At 53.9% G+C, this 17,571-nt stretch carries 11 protein-coding genes and 1 pseudogene; 4 read left to right on the forward strand and 8 right to left on the reverse strand.

The window, feature by feature from the left end; translation table 11 throughout:
- Positions 1-75: 75 nt before the first annotated feature.
- Positions 76-519, reverse strand: a complete 444-nt coding sequence (locus FHW66_RS12290) for a MarR family winged helix-turn-helix transcriptional regulator (RefSeq protein WP_183380086.1) — start codon at positions 517-519, stop codon at positions 76-78.
- Positions 520-800: 281 nt separating this feature from the next.
- Here FHW66_RS12290 and FHW66_RS12295 point away from each other — a divergent pair, with 281 nt between their 5' ends.
- Positions 801-2,126, forward strand: coding sequence for an MFS transporter (locus FHW66_RS12295; RefSeq protein ID WP_221196990.1), 1,326 nt, complete (start codon positions 801-803; stop codon positions 2,124-2,126).
- 240 nt (positions 2,127-2,366) lie between these two features.
- Here FHW66_RS12295 and FHW66_RS12300 read toward each other — a convergent pair whose 3' ends face one another.
- The 4 genes and pseudogenes from FHW66_RS12300 to FHW66_RS12310 form a co-directional block, all read right to left on the reverse strand.
- Positions 2,367-3,164, reverse strand: a complete 798-nt coding sequence (locus FHW66_RS12300; RefSeq protein ID WP_183380088.1) for a reverse transcriptase domain-containing protein — start codon at positions 3,162-3,164, stop codon at positions 2,367-2,369.
- 804 nt (positions 3,165-3,968) lie between these two features.
- Positions 3,969-4,130, reverse strand: a pseudogene (locus tag FHW66_RS20945) (IS3 family transposase); the annotation flags it as partial.
- Positions 4,131-4,228: 98 nt separating this feature from the next.
- Positions 4,229-5,782, reverse strand: coding sequence for a methyl-accepting chemotaxis protein (locus FHW66_RS12305; RefSeq protein WP_183380089.1), 1,554 nt, complete (start codon positions 5,780-5,782; stop codon positions 4,229-4,231).
- 273 nt (positions 5,783-6,055) lie between these two features.
- Complete coding sequence (locus FHW66_RS12310; RefSeq protein WP_183380090.1) at positions 6,056-6,958, reverse strand: LysR family transcriptional regulator; 903 nt, start codon at positions 6,956-6,958, stop codon at positions 6,056-6,058.
- A gap of 157 nt (positions 6,959-7,115) precedes the next feature.
- Here FHW66_RS12310 and FHW66_RS12315 point away from each other — a divergent pair, with 157 nt between their 5' ends.
- From FHW66_RS12315 to FHW66_RS12325, 3 genes are all read left to right on the forward strand, one after another.
- Positions 7,116-8,468 carry an MFS transporter gene (locus FHW66_RS12315; RefSeq protein WP_255458943.1) on the forward strand — a complete coding sequence of 451 codons (1,353 nt, stop codon included), beginning with the start codon at positions 7,116-7,118 and terminating at the stop codon, positions 8,466-8,468.
- Between the two features lie 100 nt (positions 8,469-8,568).
- Positions 8,569-9,771: an acetylornithine deacetylase gene (argE, locus tag FHW66_RS12320; RefSeq protein ID WP_183380091.1), complete on the forward strand. Its 1,203-nt coding sequence runs from the start codon at positions 8,569-8,571 to the stop codon at positions 9,769-9,771.
- Positions 9,772-9,952: 181 nt separating this feature from the next.
- A complete protein-coding gene (locus FHW66_RS12325; protein WP_183380092.1) occupies positions 9,953-11,074 on the forward strand; it encodes an alpha/beta hydrolase in 1,122 nt (373 codons plus the stop codon).
- 126 nt (positions 11,075-11,200) lie between these two features.
- Here FHW66_RS12325 and FHW66_RS12330 read toward each other — a convergent pair whose 3' ends face one another.
- The 3 genes from FHW66_RS12330 to FHW66_RS12340 form a co-directional block, all read right to left on the reverse strand.
- The gene (locus FHW66_RS12330; protein WP_370543456.1) at positions 11,201-12,757 is read right to left on the reverse strand and encodes a methyl-accepting chemotaxis protein; all 1,557 of its coding nucleotides are present in this window, start codon (positions 12,755-12,757) and stop codon (positions 11,201-11,203) included.
- A 50-nt stretch (positions 12,758-12,807) separates the two neighbouring features.
- Positions 12,808-13,746 (reverse strand): LysR family transcriptional regulator, encoded by a 939-nt coding sequence (locus FHW66_RS12335; RefSeq protein ID WP_183380093.1) that lies wholly within the window; start codon positions 13,744-13,746, stop codon positions 12,808-12,810.
- Between the two features lie 88 nt (positions 13,747-13,834).
- Positions 13,835-17,566 carry a hydantoinase B/oxoprolinase family protein gene (locus FHW66_RS12340; RefSeq protein ID WP_183380094.1) on the reverse strand — a complete coding sequence of 1,244 codons (3,732 nt, stop codon included), beginning with the start codon at positions 17,564-17,566 and terminating at the stop codon, positions 13,835-13,837.
- Between the last annotated feature and the right edge of the window lie 5 nt (positions 17,567-17,571).

Genomic DNA, 17,571 nt, shown 5'->3' on the forward strand with positions numbered 1-17,571 from the left:
CTTTCAAAAGTTCAGGCGAGAGGAAGCCGCAGCCATCAGGCTGCAGTGGCAGACTGCTAAAGCAAATGGAAACGGCTAGACGTCGCCCAGGCGTTTGAGCAGCGCGGTAGCCGCAATTAAGGTCTGTTGTTCATCAGGAGCCAGCCTGCTTATTCCCGCCAGCAACCATTGCTGCTTGGCGATGTTGCGTTGACGTCGTACCTCTCGGCCTTTGTCAGTCAAAAGAAGCAGTATCTGACGACCATCGCTCGGGTGCGGTTGACGTTCTATCAGACCGTCTTGCTCAAGATCCGCAAGTGTGGCACCCATGGACTGCGGTTTCACCGACTCCAGACGCGCAAGCTCAGCGGTAGTCATTGCCCCTTCACGATCTAGTCTTGCAAGCGCTGAAGACTGTGACCAGGTCAGGCCGGCGTGGTCTACCTCCTGGCGTAGCCGTCGTAACAATTGACCAATAGCCAAGGTCAGATCGCTGACGGTACCTTCCAGATTAATAGGGGCATCGATATGTTTAGTCATGAATTTATAGTACAGCTTGGAAGTTTAACTTGCAAGTTAAACTTCCAAGTTTAAAAACAAGAACTTTTGTCGCTGCGTCAGATAGGGAATAAGTGTCTTTCTCAGTCAAGTCGATGCATCAAAACCGACCTTTGTTGAATTGGCAGTCCAATTCATACATCTGCTAGGCGTTTTAAAAGCGTTACAGTATGGGTGTAGTTCCAGATGTTGAATTGTGTATAGGGGAGGGAAGCGCTCCACCTTGCAAAGAACGAATAAAAATCATAAAGAGGAGACAGACCTTGAGTATTGCCCAATTGACGGAGCACCCATCCACCTTCAGCAGTACCGATGAAGCGATTTTTTCCAAAGTTGCCTGGCGGATTCTGCCTTTGCTGACCCTGTGTTACGTGGTTGCTTTTCTGGACCGTATTAATATCGGTTTCGCACAACTGCAGATGCAGAAAGCACTGGCGTTCAGCAATGAAGCCTTTGCTTTCGGTGCCGGTGTGTTTTTCGTCGGCTATTTCATGTTTGAAGTGCCGAGCAATTTGTTGCTGGAAAAAATCGGTGCGCGGAAGACTCTGTTACGCATCATGTTTTGCTGGGGCCTACTGGCTTCGGCCATGATCTATGTAAAAAGTCCCTGGCAGTTTTACACGCTGCGTTTCTTGCTAGGCGTTTTCGAGGCGGGTTTCTTCCCTGGTATCATCCTCTATCTGACCTACTGGTTTCCGGCTGCCAAGCGTGCACGGATGATCTCGATCTTCATGACCGGTACAGCGATTGCGCAACTGGTGGCAGGCCCGCTCTCGGGCGCAACGCTCAAGTACATGGACGGCTTCTTGCAGCATCAAGGCTGGCAATGGTTGTTTGTCAGTCAGGGATTGCCGGCCACTGTGCTGGGTGTGATCGTCTACGTGGTGTTGAAAGACAAGCCTGAAGATGCTCCCTGGCTCTCTGCCGCTGAAAAAAGCACCTTGCGGCAGCACCTCGACAACGATCAGCACGGCATCGCCGCAGCCCGCCACGATAAGTCATACAAGTCACTGTTGCGCGATCCCAAGATATATCTGCTGGCCCTCATTTATTTTATGTTCCTTGGTGCGACCTATGGCATGAATTTCTGGACGCCGATGCTCATCAAGAGCTGGGGCGTCCCGGATGTACTCACCATTGGCCTGCTGACCACGATTCCCTCGGCCTTCGGCATCGTCGGCATGATCTTGCTTGGCCGCAGCTCGGACCGAAGAGTGGAGCGGCGCTGGCACTTTTTTATCTCGTCTGGCCTTGGTGCGGCAGGCATCCTGATGACCATTTTTTCTTTAGGAAATCTGGCGTGGTCATTGGCTGGCCTTTGCGTGATGTCGATCGGAAAATTGTCGCAGACGCCATTGTTCTTTACTGCCGTCAGCGAATATCTACCCAAAAAGACCGCCGCCGGAGGGATTGCGATGGTCAGCAGCGTCGGTGCTCTCGGACCTTCGGTGATTCCCATTCTGATGGCATGGATCACGAGCCGCACCGGTTCGCAGGCCAACGGCCTGTATGTCGTGATGGTCTTGTATCTGGTGTCGGGATTCTTACTGCTGGCTACCGTACGTGGTTCACGCAGCAATAAAAGTTGATCAATCATTGGTAATCGGTAACGAAGCAAGATCGATGGAGACACGTCGGTCTTGCTGAGTCTTTATTAGATGCAATAGCTTGAGCCGGACATTACAAGCTTGCTCCTACACTGTAAGTTCGCATAATTTACATTATGTAAAACGGCGACCTAAGTTATCACTGTTCATATTTGTCGCGCTGACAGCTTTAGATCCCGCCTCCAAAAAAGATTGATAGATAACATTCTAAGTGTCTCTTGTTCATATCGTCGGCCCTTTCGTCTTTTCTCCCTTGTATGCTTGTTCGAGCTGAACTGCTTGAGCCATGTTGATTGATGCCACGTAGCTGAAAATGCCTTCGCGCTGGGAGCCATTTTCTGAATTGTTGAATGCCGCGACAAATCTATCGTAACGATTCTGCTCAATCTCCAGCTGGAGATTGGAGAGAACTACATTAAATGCAGTGATTCGGTGTGCTGGCCCTTGCTCTTTGTTCGGATTCAAAATGAATCTAGAGCGCGCTGAAATTTCTTTCAATTCGGCCGTGGCCGATACCAGGTCGGCTTCATAATGACTGGACAAAATAATGTCATCCACATAGACACTGACAGCTAAGCCGGCATATTTTTGCGGTAGTGCTTGAAGATGGAGGCCCAGCGCGCTTTTTGCCAGGCAAAGAGACGCCAGAATGGGCGACTGGACAAATCCAAAGGGAAGAATTAAAGACCCGCTGTCGGGGTGCGTGACAGTAGATTTCGTGGCAATAGCTCGCGCCTCTTCGTAGCTAAAAAAACCCTTAAGGTTCCTAGTAACGCGCGACTTGCCTATGCTTCCGAAAAAATCTTGGATATCTAAATGGACAAAGACAGTGTTGTTTCTATGCAGCTCCAATGCCTTGACGTGCCCTCCAGAACGCAGGTGAAAATAATTCTTGGGTGGCTTCCAGCGATCGCTTAGCGCTCCCTTGACTATATTTCCTTCCTCTACGGATTCCCTTGTCGGGACAAAAACCCAAACACCAGGTTTAAGCTCGAATTTTGATTCCCAAGTTGGAAGCATGTGGCCAACAATAGTTGTAAATCATGCCCAGCAGAACAACGAGCTTAGTCGCAAACCGAAAAATCTCGGTTGCGAGCACGATGCTTGCCAGGACCAGGCGATGTTTATTGTTCATAACCATCCTCCTCATCAAATCCCGGCTTGCCTAGCGCAGAGCGCATGATTACCCAACCAACAGATACCATGAGGAAACATATTGATACTTCTAGGTATCCACAAAGTCACAAGGTGACACGATGAGGGATAGACGCCAAGATACGAAAGTGCCTATCGCCGGGATGAAAGATTTTAGCACTATGTCCATGAACAATCACCATGAACCAAAATTGACTTGGTATTAGATATTTTTCATAATAGTCAATTGCTTACAGATGCCATTTGAACCCTCCCTAACCCCCATTCGCAATGGCACCGGACATGTCTCCTACGAATCTTCTCTACAGCGTCATTAAGTCGGCGTACAAAAGGAGGAGGATTATCATCAAAAACTACGATATAGATGAAAGCATCAAGGACGTCTTGCAGTTGAAAATGGGGTATCAGCCGGTCATATGCGCGTTTGACTTCGTCTGATAAAAAAAATTAGGTCAACTGTCCATTTTCGAGATGCCGGCCGAACGAAATTCTCTAATTTTCTTGGAATTGGAGCTAGCGCATGTAATTGCCCCAGCAATTCTTCATGTCGCCATTGCTCGGTCCTCCAAACGCGTTTTCCTGTCGCCACTGCTTTCTTGAGCCGCCTCCCTCTCTGCGGCTCAGCCATTTCGGCGAGCTTTGGAAGTTCGAAAATGGATCATGCTTGCAAAACCTTTTCATGTAGTCGAACACGTCGGCACGTAAGTCATCTCTTGTACGGTAATGCTTTTTGCTCAAACGCACAGTCTTGAGCGTAGAGAAGAAACTTTCCATTGCGGCGTTGTCCCAGTAGATCTCACAGCGACTCATGCGGCATGCCACACCGAGTTGGGCCGGTGCGACGGCACTTGTGCCGTGCCTTGATGATGGCAGCAAGTCGATCGTACGAAAATTTGGTAGATTCAGTTTTAAGTCATGCTCCCACCACCTCAGGCGGCAATCCTGAAATGGGCAATAGTTGAGATTAGCATTTTGGACTCGCTGTCCAGCGACGCCGAGCTGGCTGCTGCTTCCTCGACCAGTGCGGCGTTGTGTTGCGCCATGTCGTTGATTTCGGCCACCGCCAAGGTGATCTCTTCAATACTTCGCGATTGGCCTTCCGAGGTCATTTCAATCGAAGAAATTAACTCCGATACTCGGCCCACAGACTCCACGACGGAACTCATGATCTTGCCTGCGTTGTCTACGAGTTCCACACCTGAGGCAACCTTTTCCTTGGAAGAATCAATCAACTGCCGAATCTGTTTGGCGGCATCCGCCGAGCGATCTGCGAGCGCACGTACTTCTTGGGCCACGACAGCGAAGCCTCGTCCTTGCGTGCCAGCACGAGCTGCTTCAATTGCGGCATTGATGGCAAGGATATTGGTCTGCACGGCAATGTCCTGAATCAGGTCAACGAAAGCATTGATCTTTTCGGCGCTCTCGGCGATGCCGTCCATATTGGTGACAACCGCCTCCACAATGGCCCCACCGTCCTGTGCAACGCTGGAGACTTCGGCCGAGTAACGAGATGCGTGTGCGGCATTTTCGGAGGTCTCGCGCACGGTCTGCGTAAGCGCCTGCATCGCAGCAGAAGTCTGCTGCAGAGAAGCAGCCTGCCTTTCCGTACGAACTGACAAATCCATGTTGCCACAGGCGATCTCACCCGAGAGCATCGTGACTTTGCGCGCACATTCCTGTGATGCGGCAATCATCTTGACGATGGAATGGCGCATCTGCTCCATCGCAGCCAGCATACTGCCTTGATGGTCGGCGCGCACTTCTACCGTCAGATTGCCGGTGGAAATCTCACGTGAAATCAACGCCGCATAATCTGGCTCGCCACCCATACTGCGCAACACGCGACCAAATATTTTGTTAAATAACAGCGTCAATACTCCACCGATGATCAACAGTGCAAGCAATAACAAACGCAGACGCGACCACACCACCTCGTTAATGTCGCTTAGCAAGGTGCCGGACGACACGTACCAATGCCACGGTGCAAAACTTTCAACATAGGTGATTTTCGGCTGTGGCTGATCCTCATTCGGCACGCGCACCATGTATTCAACAAAGCCACCACCGCCCGGATTTCCCGCAGCAAGCATGTCCAGATACAGCGTGCGACCGGCCGAATCATGGTAGTCATGCATGTTCTGGCCGATCAACTTTGGCAACACTGGATGAGTCAGTACAACGGGCTTGTCGTCGATGACGGTGATATAACCGTTAGCACCGTATTTCATCGTGGACATCGCCTGCAAGGCCTGACTGCGCGCCTGCGCATCGCTTAACTCGCCCGCCACGGCGCGTGCATGAAACTGTTTCAGCACGGTCGAGGCGGCGTCTACCAGATTCGCAAGACCAGCCTTGCGTTCAGCCAGCAATGAATCTTTGGTGATATAGGCACTCGCGGCGCCGATCATCATGATGCCGCACCACGTAGCCAGCAGAGCGAATTGAAGTTTGGTCTTGAGACGGATATTGCGCAGGGTGAACATAGGGGACTCGTCAATAGTGATTCCAGCGGGTGAACCATCAATTACCGGAGTCTGCATCACACAATGGATCATCAGCGCTGCTGGCTATCCCGCCAGCACCAGCTGCGTTGTACGACCGCCCCGGTACCAAGAGTCCTTGGATGAAGGTCTCTTGCAGATCGAATATAGCAATGCCACCCCCAATCTGAAAAATACTATTGTGCGTGACATCAATACTCGCAAGGCATAGCTATACTGAGTCCCCTGCTGCTCCGCATGCTGCGCCGACCCTGACTACGCGGGGGTGGATATACTGACTTGCTGACGCATAAATGCGATGAAATGTTCTAACGTAGGCGATAAAAACTGCTCGCTCCAGACAAATTCGACGTCGTACGCAGACGACAAATCGGCATGCTCGAGCAGTACAACATCACGCGGGCAGTTGAAGCGTGATGCTTCAGAAACGATTGAATAGCCCATGCCCGCAGCCACCAGACCGAGGATCGTCGACACATCGGTGCCGATCTGTACTAGCTTTGGTGAAAAACCCGCCGCCAAACATTGGTGAATCAGGAAGTCGTAGTAGCTGGGAGAACGTGTACGTGGGAACCAGATGCAGGGCTCGTCGCGTAGATCCTTGAGTCGTGTTGGTGGCTTGCGCGCCATTTTGCTGCTGGCCGGTACCGCTAATAACAATCGGTTGCTAAACATGGGGACGCCATGCAGCTGTTCATAGTCATGATTGCGCCAGGCAAGAAAACCCCCGTCGAGGGTGCCTGCACGAATGTCGTCCAACTGTCTGGCCGACATCACCGGTTCCAGCAACAACGCCACGCTGGGGTGGGACTGGCGATATTTTTGCAACGGCTTGAGTAACGCCGGATGCCAGGTGTAGTTAGGCGTCATGCCGATACGTAAGGAACCGAGTTGACCGGTAACTACGCGCGATACCCGCTCTTTGGCGGCGTCAAGATCCTGCAATAACCGTTCGGTGTCTTTATAAAATTGCTGCCCCGCCGCCGTCAGCGTCACACCGCGGGCTCCACGGATAAACAGGGCGGCACGCAACTCCTCTTCCAGATCCTGAATCTGCCGGCTCAGCGCCGGTTGCGCGATGTTCAGCCGGCGCGATGCTTCAGCCACGCTACCGTGTGTAGCGACGGAAAAAAAGTAACGCAAATGCCGAATCTCCATGTGATCACCTATATTTTATGGGTATAGAAAAATATTAATAAGATATTTGTTAAGTATATGTGAATTTCATATACTCCCCTCACCCAATCGTCTGCCATGCGTTCCGGTGGCTGCCAATCAACTACGACTCAACTGCAATTCACGGAGGGAGAAAAAGATGATCAACACCAGTTCCAGCAGCACCGACATGGATCAGGCAGCAATCAACGCCAATACCGACACGATAGGTAAAACAGTCACTGCTACCGACAGCCGGTCCCAAGCCCGGCGCGCCGCCATTGGTGCCACCATGGGAAATCTACTGGAAATTTACGACTTTATCGCCTATGGCATTTTTGCCGTGCCAATTTCCAAGACCTTTTTCGCCGTCACGTCCGACACGATCGCACTGATGCTGACCTTCGCCACCTTCGGGGTTGGTTTCATCGCGCGTCCGATCGGCGCACTGGTGATCGGCACCTATGCTGATCGTGTCGGCAGAAAGAAAGGCATGAGCCTGACCATCCTGCTGATGGCACTTGGGACCGCCGTGATCGCCTTCTGTCCGGGTTATGCCAGTATTGGTCTAACAGCGCCGCTGATCGTCGTCGCCGGGCGGTTGATACAGGGATTCTCGGCCGGAGGTGAAGTCGGTGGCGCGGTGGCCATGCTGCATGAGAATGCACCACCTGGCAAACGCGGGCTCTACGCGGCATTCCAGCAAATGTCGCAAGGCTGCGGGGTATTAATTGCGGGCTTCATCGGCCTGCTGCTGTCGAGCATCTTTACCCAGGAAGAAATCTTTGGCGGCGCCTGGCGCCTGGCCTTTGTATTCGGCTTGCTGATCGCGCCTGTGGGCATCTACATCCGACGAACAGTCGATGAGACTCCTGAGTTCCTCGCCAATGCTGCACAGCCGTCGACACAAAAATCGGTGCTGCGCTACACTCTGTTGCGACACTACAAGACCATCGGGATGGGCGTGCTGGTGATGCTGTTCTGGACCATTGCCACCTACATCTCCAATTACTTTTCCACCTACGCGGTGCGCGAACTGCATCTGTCGCTGCGCGAAAGCTATCTTGGTCAAATTGCCTATGGTGTCACCATGCTGGCTTGCTGTCCGATGGTCGGTCTGCTCAGCGACCGTATCGGCAAAAAGGTGCCGATGCTGTTCGGTACGTTGCTCACGGCGGTACTGGCCTACCCCCTGTTCGATCTGCTCACTCAGGTACCGACGCTGGCCTCACTGATCGTGGTTCAGGTCACTATTGGTGCGCTATTGGCCTGTTATGCCAGCTGTGCATCAGGTGTATTAGGCGAACTGTTTCCAACCAGTATCCGTGTCACCGGTGTGGCAATTTCTTACTCGATCGGCGTCATGGTGTTTGGAGGCTTCACGCCGGCCATCGTCACTTGGCTCATCGCCCTCACCGGCGACAAGCTGGCCATCGCTTACTACCTGATCGGTGCAGCCGTCATCAGCTGTATTCCAGTATTGCTGGTCCGCGAACGCGATCAGCGCGGCTGAAATCATGGGCTCGCGCTTCGGCAATTTCCTGCAGTCCGTGTTCGAACGAACTTACGGTCCGCCTACCACCACTCTGTTGCAAACCATATTACGAACTAAAATGCTGCTCAACCAAAGCCGTCGGAGCCTACCCGACCAACATTCCATCAACCTGCTTCGCCAACTGGTTTCCTTCGATACGGTCAGCCGCAATTCGAATCTACCCATGATCGAATTTATCCAGGACTATCTCGCCAAGCGACAAATCAATTCGCGCATCACCTATGATCGCGAGCGGCGCAAAGCCAATTTGTTTGCCACCATAGGCAGTGGCAAGAAGCCAGGTATTGTGCTGTCAGGACATACCGACGTGGTACCCATCGATGGCCAGGAGTGGGCATCCGATCCGTTTGTGTTGCGGGATCAGGACGGTCGCTACTATGGCCGTGGCGCCTGCGACATGAAAGGCTTCATCGCCATTGCGCTAGCCAAGGTTGATGCCATGCTAGAGGCGGATCTAGATGCGCCGTTTCATCTGGCATTTTCCTACGATGAAGAAGTCGGTTGTATCGGAGTGCACAAGATGCTCGACGACCTGCGTGAACAAAACGTCCCAGCCTTGGGTTGTATCGTCGGCGAACCAACCAATATGCAGATGAAAACCGGCCACAAAGGCAAACGCGCCTTTCGCTGCGTGGTAACCGGTCGCAGTTCGCATTCCTCGACACCGGACGCTGCCGTCAATGCCATCGAATACAGTACCGAACTGATTTCTTTTTTACGCACCCAATCAAAGGAACTGGAAAATAGCTTGCGCGACCATCTGTTCGATGTGCCCTACACGACCTTGACCACTACCATGTTCAACGGTGGCATTGCCACTAACACGATTCCAGCGAGTTGCGAATTCGTCTTCGAATATCGCTATCTGCCGGCGCAGGATCCGACCCAGATCGATCACAGGATCCAGCATTTCATCGCCGAGGTGTTGCTGCCTCAGATGCAGGAGAAGGCACAAGAAGCCGCCATCGAACTATCCACCTGCATCGATTATCCGGCGCTGGAGACGCCGTCCGGAGCAGAGATTCAGCAAATCGTCGAAAACTGGGCCATTCCCGGCGAGCAGAGCAAGGTCGGTTTCGGCACCGAGGCCGGCATTTTTACCAATTTCGGCATTCCCTCGGTAGTATGCGGACCTGGTGATATCAATCAAGCGCACCGTCCTGACGAATTTGTCAGTGCCCAGCAACTGATCCTGTGCGAAGATTTCATCGATGGCCTGATATGGGAGATGTGGTCGCGCAAGGCTGCTAACCAAGACTGACATTAACCCTTCGAGGGACGGACCATGCCGCAGACAATCCACCAAGCACTGCGTTTGAATGTCGATTCAAGTTTGTCCCGACTATTTGCTTGAGCTGCCACAGAGACAGGATTCGCTTCGGATCGCTTACTTCGATTGGCGGAAGGCGTTTTAACAGAGACTCGGCGAGGAGCGTTCATCAATGAGGATTCTCAATGTGAAAATTGGTAGGCCTACTTTATCAAAAAGAGGAAAAGGCATGCGATTCGTTCACACCACTATGCTTGGATTTTTCTTCTTCGTATCTTTACCCCACCCTGCTGGTGCGGCCGAAATCGACATTGTTAACAGCCCAGTGCCGGTGGTGCTGCAAGACCGCCTGACCGTTAAAACGGCAAGCGGCGTAGGTGACGTACCAATACGCGTTTCGCGTAATTGGAATTTTGAGCAACCCGATATTACGAGAGCCGTTATCATCATTCATGGCTGGCCACGTCGCGACATTGACGCAGACGAAGATCTGCAACAGCGGGCCGGCTCCTTGGCCTCAGGCACGCTCTTCGTCACCCCCCAATTCCTTACGGAGATCGATGTCGAGGCACATCATCTGTCTCCGATGACATTGCGCTGGGGAGAACGCGACTGGCTGCAGGGCTATGACGCCAGATCGCCTGCCCCAATCAGTGCATTTTCAGTGATAGACCAGATTTTTACCCGGCTTGCCGACCGAAGACGCTTTCCTCACCTCAGAGATATTGTGTTGGCGGGCCATTCTGCGGGGGGGCAGTTCGTGCAGCGCTATGCTGCCGTAGGGCATGCCGCGCAGGAGATCGTCGCTTCTCCTATACATGTCCGTTACGTTGTAGCCAATCCAGCGGCCTATTTATACTTCGACAACAAGCGACCGCAAGCGGACGGCAGCTTTGCTGACGTTAGCGCGCATTGCCCCACTGCGGGAACATGGAACAATGGCCTCTCCGCCAAATTGCCTGCTTACGTAAAGCAACCAGTGGAGCCTGCCATGCTTGAAAAAGAATATTTGCAGCGTGACGTCGTCTACTTGCTTGGCACCGCTGACAATGATCCCAACGCAGACGCTATCGGTCAATCCTGCACGTATAAAACTCAAGGCGCAACACGGCTAGAACGCGGGCACGTATACTTCCGCTACGTGGCTGTCGCCGCCGAAGCCGCTCACCTACCACAACTACACCGTTTGTATGAAGTGCCTGGGGTGGCGCATCGTACATTTTCCATGTATCACTCAGCATGTGGATTGGCGGCAGTGTTCGACAAATCCGGTTGCGAGGACGCGCGGCATTAAAAGCGGAAGAGAATTCGAAAGACTGTCGCGCAACAAACAGGCAAGCGGCTTGGTTTTTTGAATGAACCCAGGTTCTGACCTGCTTGAGTAATAGCGATAGGAGACCAGGTTGATCAGGAACAACCTTCAACCTTCAGGCAACTTGAATACCCCAACCGCATCAACCAGATTCTTTCCCTGCAATTGCATTGATTTAGAAGCGGCGGCAGCCTCTTCAACCAGCGCAGCATTTTGCTGGGTAACTTCGTCCATTTGCGTAATTGCTAAATTGACCTGTTCAATGCCATCGCTTTGCTCATGACTGGCAACGGCGATCTCTTTTAACATGGTGCTGACCTTTTGTATGCTCGACACGACTTCACCCATGGTTTTGCCGGCCTGGCTGACCAGATTAGAACCGGTTTGCACTTCCTGCACTGAGCCATCGATCAGTGATTTGATATCTTTGGCGGCGGTCGCTGAGCGTTGCGCCAGGCTGCGTACCTCGGAGGCAACGACGGCGAAGCCACGACCTTGCTCACCGGCGCGTGCGGCCTCTACTGCGGCATTCAAGGCCAGAATATTCGTCTGGAATGCAATGCCATCAATGACACTGATAATTTCAGAGATTTTGCTCGAAGACGTGGTGATCGAATTCATGGTCTGGACTACTTGCCTGACGACTTCGCCACCATCTTCCGCTACCGTGGCAGCTGTTACCGCGAGTTCACTGGCGCTTTTGGCATTGGCAGCGTTTTGTTTAACGGTCGCGGTCAGCTCTTCCATGGCGGATGCGGTTTCTTCCAATGAGCTTGCCTGTTGCTCGGTGCGGTCCGACAGATCCATATTGCCACTGGCGATTTCATCAACCGATTGTTTAATCGAAGCAGTGGCGGTTCGGATGGTGTTAACCGTATCTACCATGCGGTCACGGGTATAAGCAATCGATGCGACCAGACTGGACTGGTCACCTTTATTGACGCTGATGACACCGCTGAGATCGCCCTCGGCAATTTTGCGCGCAATGTGCGATGCTTCAAGCGGTTCGCCGCCGATAGAACGGAAGATATTGCGGGCGATCATGACGGCCAGTGCTGACATGATTGCACCCAGCACTAGCAACACACAGGCCCCCTTGATCAGTGAGCTGTAGAATTCAGCCTGAATATCATCCTCGTACACGCTGGCGATCATGTCCCAGTTCCAAGGCTTGAATCGTTTCACGAATCCCATCTTGGGGCTCGGTTTGTCTTCGTTTGGACGTGGCCACCAGTATTCCAGAAAGCCTTCTCCGGATGGTGAGGATCCTGCCGCGGCAATCATGCGGTAGAGATAATTACCTTTGGCATCCTTGAAATCAATCATGTTCTTGTCGTTGAGCTTGGGGCTCATCGGATGCATGATGATGACTGAATTTGTATGGATCAGTGTCACGTAGCCACTACCGGTGTAGCGTTGATCGGCAACACGGGCAATGGCCATTTTTTGGGCTTCCTCGACCGTAATTTTCCCTTCCGAGGCCTGATGCTCCAGCGCTGCGATGAGCGAATAGGACATCTCGGTAACGTCGATAAGCGTGTGCTGACGATCCCTGATCTGGAGATTGCGCGTTTCAATGATGTTCCATAAGGATAAGGCGAGCAGAACGATCCACGAAAACACCAGAGGCATCCATAATTTCTGTTTCAGAGATAAATTTTTCACAGAATAGTCCTTTTGTTTTTATGACATTTCCGCCATGCCGGGATGTCGTGCTATGACGGCTCATGGCTCTCTTTGACGGTACGACGTTTGCTGTTGGTGCGCTGGGTTGATCTGGTTCGCCCGACGTAGGCCTGCGCCGAGTCAAGCACAAGCTGTGCCAGACTGGAGCCGGGGTCTTCGCGATAGCTTGCATGAATTTGTAGCGGTAACAATGTCGCTTCGCAACGCAGGATCCGTATGGGAAGTCGCCGTGAAAGATTCGTTGCCGCCGCCTTGGGCAAGGTGGCAACACCAAATCCACCTTCCACGAGTTGCACCATCGCAGAGATCGAGGAAATCGCATGCACCCGAGGTATTGGCAGACCCGATTCCTGGAACAACTGCAACAATACCTGATGCGGTTGGGAGCCGCGCTGGAACGTGATCAGGTCAAAACTGGCCAATTCTTGAAGACTGTAGGTGCGTTGGTCATGCTTGCTGCGATGACCGACAAAAACCATTTCCATCGGCGACATCAGGCGTGATCGCACTGCCGTATCGCTTCCTGTCGTTGCGGTGAATACCAGGTCCTGGGCGCCTCGGCGAATTTGCTCCATCAGTACCGGAGAGGTTTCTACCGTCAACTCGAGCTCAAAATCAGGATACTGGGAACGCATTTCCTGCAACCAGCCCGGCAGCCAGCTGTGCACCACCGATTCGATGGCGCCGATACGCAGCGCCATCGGACCAGCGGTAGTGACGCCTAACTCCTGTTTGATCTGGCGCTGGACGTCGAGCAATTTGACGGCCAGCAGCTGAAAACGCTGCCCCGCAACCGTTAGTCTGAATTGCTTCTCACGACGGTCCAGCAACACGACCCCAAGTTCTTCTTCGAGCGACGCAATACGGCTCGACATTGCCGATTGGGTAATGTGCAGTTTCTCCGCCGCACGCGTGATGCTTTTGAGGGATGAGGCCCAATGGAAGGCCTCTACGAAGCGCAGGTTCATGCTTGGGAGAAGGTCAGTTTTTCGTGATCTGCGGTGTGCGTCATTGATGCTCTCCGGCGTAGTGTAGCTTATCCCTCAACAGCGTTCATCAGATTAACGTCTTGCCGGTTGCTCCCTCCCCTGCTTCCTGCTGCCCGTAACCGCCACCGCCAGGGGTATGAATAATGAATACATCTCCGGCTTCCATGTCGACCTGGCCGATGTGCTCCAGTACTTCATGACGACCATTGGCTCGCGTTACCTCGTTCTTGCCGACCTCGCCGGGATTCCCGCCAGCGGCGCCGAATGCACCATGTTGGCGACCGTTGCTGAGAATTGATGCGGTCATTGGTTGCAGGAAGCGCAGACGGCGTGTGCTGCCATCACCTCCCTGCCATTGACCTGTCCCACCTGAACCGCGACGGATTTCATAAGCATCCAGTCTTACCGGGTAGCGCAGCTCAAGGATTTCAGGATCGGTCAGACGTGAATTGGTCATATGCGTCTGGACGACGCTGGTCCCGTGAAACCCTGGACCGGCGCCGGAGCCACCCGAGATAGTCTCGTAATACTGGTGACTGGCGTCGCCGAAGGTAAAGTTGTTCATCGTGCATTGCGCTGCAGCCATGACACCGAGTGCACCGTACAGCGCATTGGTAACACAACTGGAGGTTTCCACATTGCCGGCCACCACTGCCGCAGGATAGCGCGGGTTCAGCATGCATCCCTCCGGGACAATCACCGTGATCGGCTTGAGACACCCTGCGTTGAGTGGAATGGCGTCGTCCACCAAGGTTCGGAAGACGTACAGCACCGCTGCCATGGTGATGGATTTGGGAGCGTTGAAGTTATTGGGCAACTGGGTGCTGGTACCGGTAAAGTCCAGCACTGCAGTGCGCTCGGCGATGTTGAGACGGACTGCGACCTTGATCTGCGCACCGTTGTCCAGTGGCAGAGTAAATTCGCCATCCTTGAGCGCAGTAATGACGCGTCGTACCGACTCTTCAGCATTGTCCTGCACGTGTTGCATATACGCGCTGACGGTTTCACGACCGTAGCGTGTGACCATCGCCTTGAGCTCTTGCCCCCCCTTTTCGTTGGCAGCAATCTGCGCCCGCAAGTCGGCCAGATTCTGGCTTGGGTTGCGGGAGGGATAAGGGCCGCTCTGCAGGAGTGCAACCATTTCCTTTTCGCGCAGGTGACCACGCTCGACCAGCAGGAAGTTATCGATCAACACGCCCTCTTCGTCGATTCGCGTCGAGAATGGCGGCACCGAGCCCGGCGTAATGCCACCAATGTCGGCGTGATGACCGCGCGAGGCGACGTAAAAGCCGGGACGTGCATCACGATCATCAAGGTAGACCGGTGTGACGACAGTGATATCCGGCAAATGCGTGCCGCCGTGATACGGGTCGTTGAGTACATAGACATTACCGGGCTGCATGTCAGGATTGCGTTGCATCACGGTTTTGATCGATTCGCTCATGGAACCGAGGTGGACTGGAATGTGTGGCGCATTGGCGATCAGATTGCCTGCGGCGTCAAACAATGCGCAGCTGAAGTCGAGTCGTTCCTTGATGTTGACCGAATAAGCCGTATTTTGTAGTCGTAAACCCATTTGTTCGGCGATGTTCATGAACAAATTGTTGAACACCTCCAGCATCACCGGGTCAACCCTGGTGCCGATTGCATGCGCATTGACCCGTGCTTCGATGCGATTCATCTCCAGACAAGCAGAGGCGCTCATCACGGCTTGCCAGCCCGGCTCCACAACGGTTGTTGCATTGCGCTCGGCGATCACGGCGGGGCCGTCGATGGTCGCGCCTGCACTCAGCTCTTCCCGGATATACAAGCCGACGCTGTGCCATGCCGCTGGCTGGCCGTCGAGCTGACAGTACATCTGTACCTGCGAACGCGCTGGCGCCTGATGGCGCGGTGTTTCAGAATGGTTATGTGTGGTTTCCGGTACGCCTTCACCGGGTAGTACGGACTCGACATTGATGGCTTCGAGCACTAGTGGACGGTCTGGCATCAGGAAAGCAAAGCGTTGACGATAGGCGCTTTCGAAATGACGGCGCACCGCCTCCATGGTCTGCGCCACTGGCGCGACAGGATCAAACGGGCAAGGTAGTGCCGTATCGGTCCCTTGATAGCGCACCTGCAGCTGGAAGTAACTCTGCAGATCGGTTGCTGCTACGCCCTGCTGTTGCAGCTCTTGCTCGGCTTCGCGTTGCAGTTGACGTGCCTGATTGCTGGCGGCGGCCAGACCGTCGGCATCCATCAGGCGTTCGACCGAGGCTTCACGTAGTGCGATCTGGTCTGCCAGACCCATGCCGTAAGCTGACAGCACGCCAGCAAATGGATGCGCCAAGACCCGCGTCATGCCCAGCGCATCCGCCACCAGACAAGCATGCTGGCCACCGGCACCACCGAAGCATTGGAGGGTGTAATCAGTCACGTCATAGCCGCGTGCCACGGAAATGCGCTTGACTGCATTGGCCATGCTGTTGACGGCAATCTGCAAGGCGCCTGCTGCGGCTTCTTCGGCGGTGACGGCATGTCCGCCTGCAGCGCTCATGGCTTGCGCGATGTCGTGGAAGCGTTGCACGACGGCGTTACGATCCAGCGCTTGGTCAGCTTGCGGGCCAAAGACACGCGGGAACCAGTCCGGCTGGATACGTCCCAGCATCACATTGGCGTCGGTCGTCGCCAATGGACCACCTCGCCGATAGCTGGCCGGCCCTGGATTGGCACCGGCAGACTCGGGGCCAACGCGCAAGCGGGCACCATCAAACTGGATGATGGAACCGCCGCCCGCAGCGACGGTGTGAATGCTCATCATGGGTGCGCGCATGCGTACGCCAGCGACCTCGGTATCAAAGGTGCGCTCGAACTCCCCTGCAAAATGGCTTACATCGGTGGATGTGCCGCCCATATCAAAGCCGATGACCTTGGTATGACCTGCTGCAACGGCGGTGCGCACCATGCCAACAATGCCACCGGCCGGGCCGGAGAGGATTGCATCCTTGCCCTGGAAACGCTGGGCTTGTGTCAATCCACCCGAGCTTTGCATGAAGAACAGCCGCACTCCGGGCATCTGACGCGACACCTGATCGACGTAGCGGCGCAGGATCGGCGATAGATAGGCATCAACAACGGTGGTATCGCCACGCGGTACGAACTTGATCAGTGGACTGACCTTGTGCGACACCGATATCTGCGTGAAGCCGATCTCTTTGGCGATGGACTCAGCTTGCAGTTCATGTGCCGGAAATCGGTAGCCATGCAGGAACACGATCGCACAGGCACGCAAACCTTTATCGAAGGCGTCCTGCAGTTGCGGGCGCAGCGCAGCGATATCGAGTGCTTGTACTTCATCGCCCTGGGCACCAGTGCGCTCTTGCGCTTCAATCACTTGCTCGTAAAGCAGCTCTGGCAAGACGATGTGGCGATCAAACAGATGTGGACGTGCCTGCGTCGCAATGCGCAGAGCATCACGAAAGCCGTGCGTGGTCACCAGCAGTGTGCGATCACCCTTGCGTTCGAGCAGTGCATTGGTGGCGACAGTGGTGCCCATCTTGACGCATTCCACCAGCGCCGGAGTGATCTCTTCTCCGGCTTGCAGACCTAGCAGACGACGGATACCTTCGACAGCGGCATCCTTGTATTGCTCGGGATTCTCCGACAGCATCTTGAGGGTATGAAATTGACCGTCCGGTGCGCGCCCTACCAGATCGGTAAAGGTACCGCCGCGATCAATCCAGAACTGCCAGCGGCTGCGATCATTGGGAAGCGCGGTGGCCGCGTTGTTTGTCGTACTTTGAATGTTTGTCGTTTGCATGATCA

The sequence above is a fragment of the Herbaspirillum sp. Sphag64 genome, assembly GCF_014192645.1.
Classification (GTDB): domain Bacteria; phylum Pseudomonadota; class Gammaproteobacteria; order Burkholderiales; family Burkholderiaceae_D; genus Herbaspirillum.

What these genes read in the sequence shown, in the direction of transcription:
- FHW66_RS12335 (WP_183380093.1), bottom strand. Translation starts at nt 13,746, where the DNA reads ATGAACCTGCGCTTCGTAGAGGCCTTCCATTGGGCCTCATCCCTCAAA.
- FHW66_RS12290 (WP_183380086.1), bottom strand. Translation starts at nt 519, where the DNA reads ATGACTAAACATATCGATGCCCCTATTAATCTGGAAGGTACCGTCAGC.
- argE (WP_183380091.1), top strand. Translation starts at nt 8,569, where the DNA reads ATGCTGCTCAACCAAAGCCGTCGGAGCCTACCCGACCAACATTCCATC.
- FHW66_RS12305 (WP_183380089.1), bottom strand. Translation starts at nt 5,782, where the DNA reads ATGTTCACCCTGCGCAATATCCGTCTCAAGACCAAACTTCAATTCGCT.
- FHW66_RS12315 (WP_255458943.1), top strand. Translation starts at nt 7,116, where the DNA reads ATGATCAACACCAGTTCCAGCAGCACCGACATGGATCAGGCAGCAATC.
- FHW66_RS12310 (WP_183380090.1), bottom strand. Translation starts at nt 6,958, where the DNA reads ATGGAGATTCGGCATTTGCGTTACTTTTTTTCCGTCGCTACACACGGT.
- FHW66_RS12340 (WP_183380094.1), bottom strand. Translation starts at nt 17,566, where the DNA reads ATGCAAACGACAAACATTCAAAGTACGACAAACAACGCGGCCACCGCG.
- FHW66_RS12300 (WP_183380088.1), bottom strand. Translation starts at nt 3,164, where the DNA reads ATGCTTCCAACTTGGGAATCAAAATTCGAGCTTAAACCTGGTGTTTGG.
- FHW66_RS12325 (WP_183380092.1), top strand. Translation starts at nt 9,953, where the DNA reads ATGAGGATTCTCAATGTGAAAATTGGTAGGCCTACTTTATCAAAAAGA.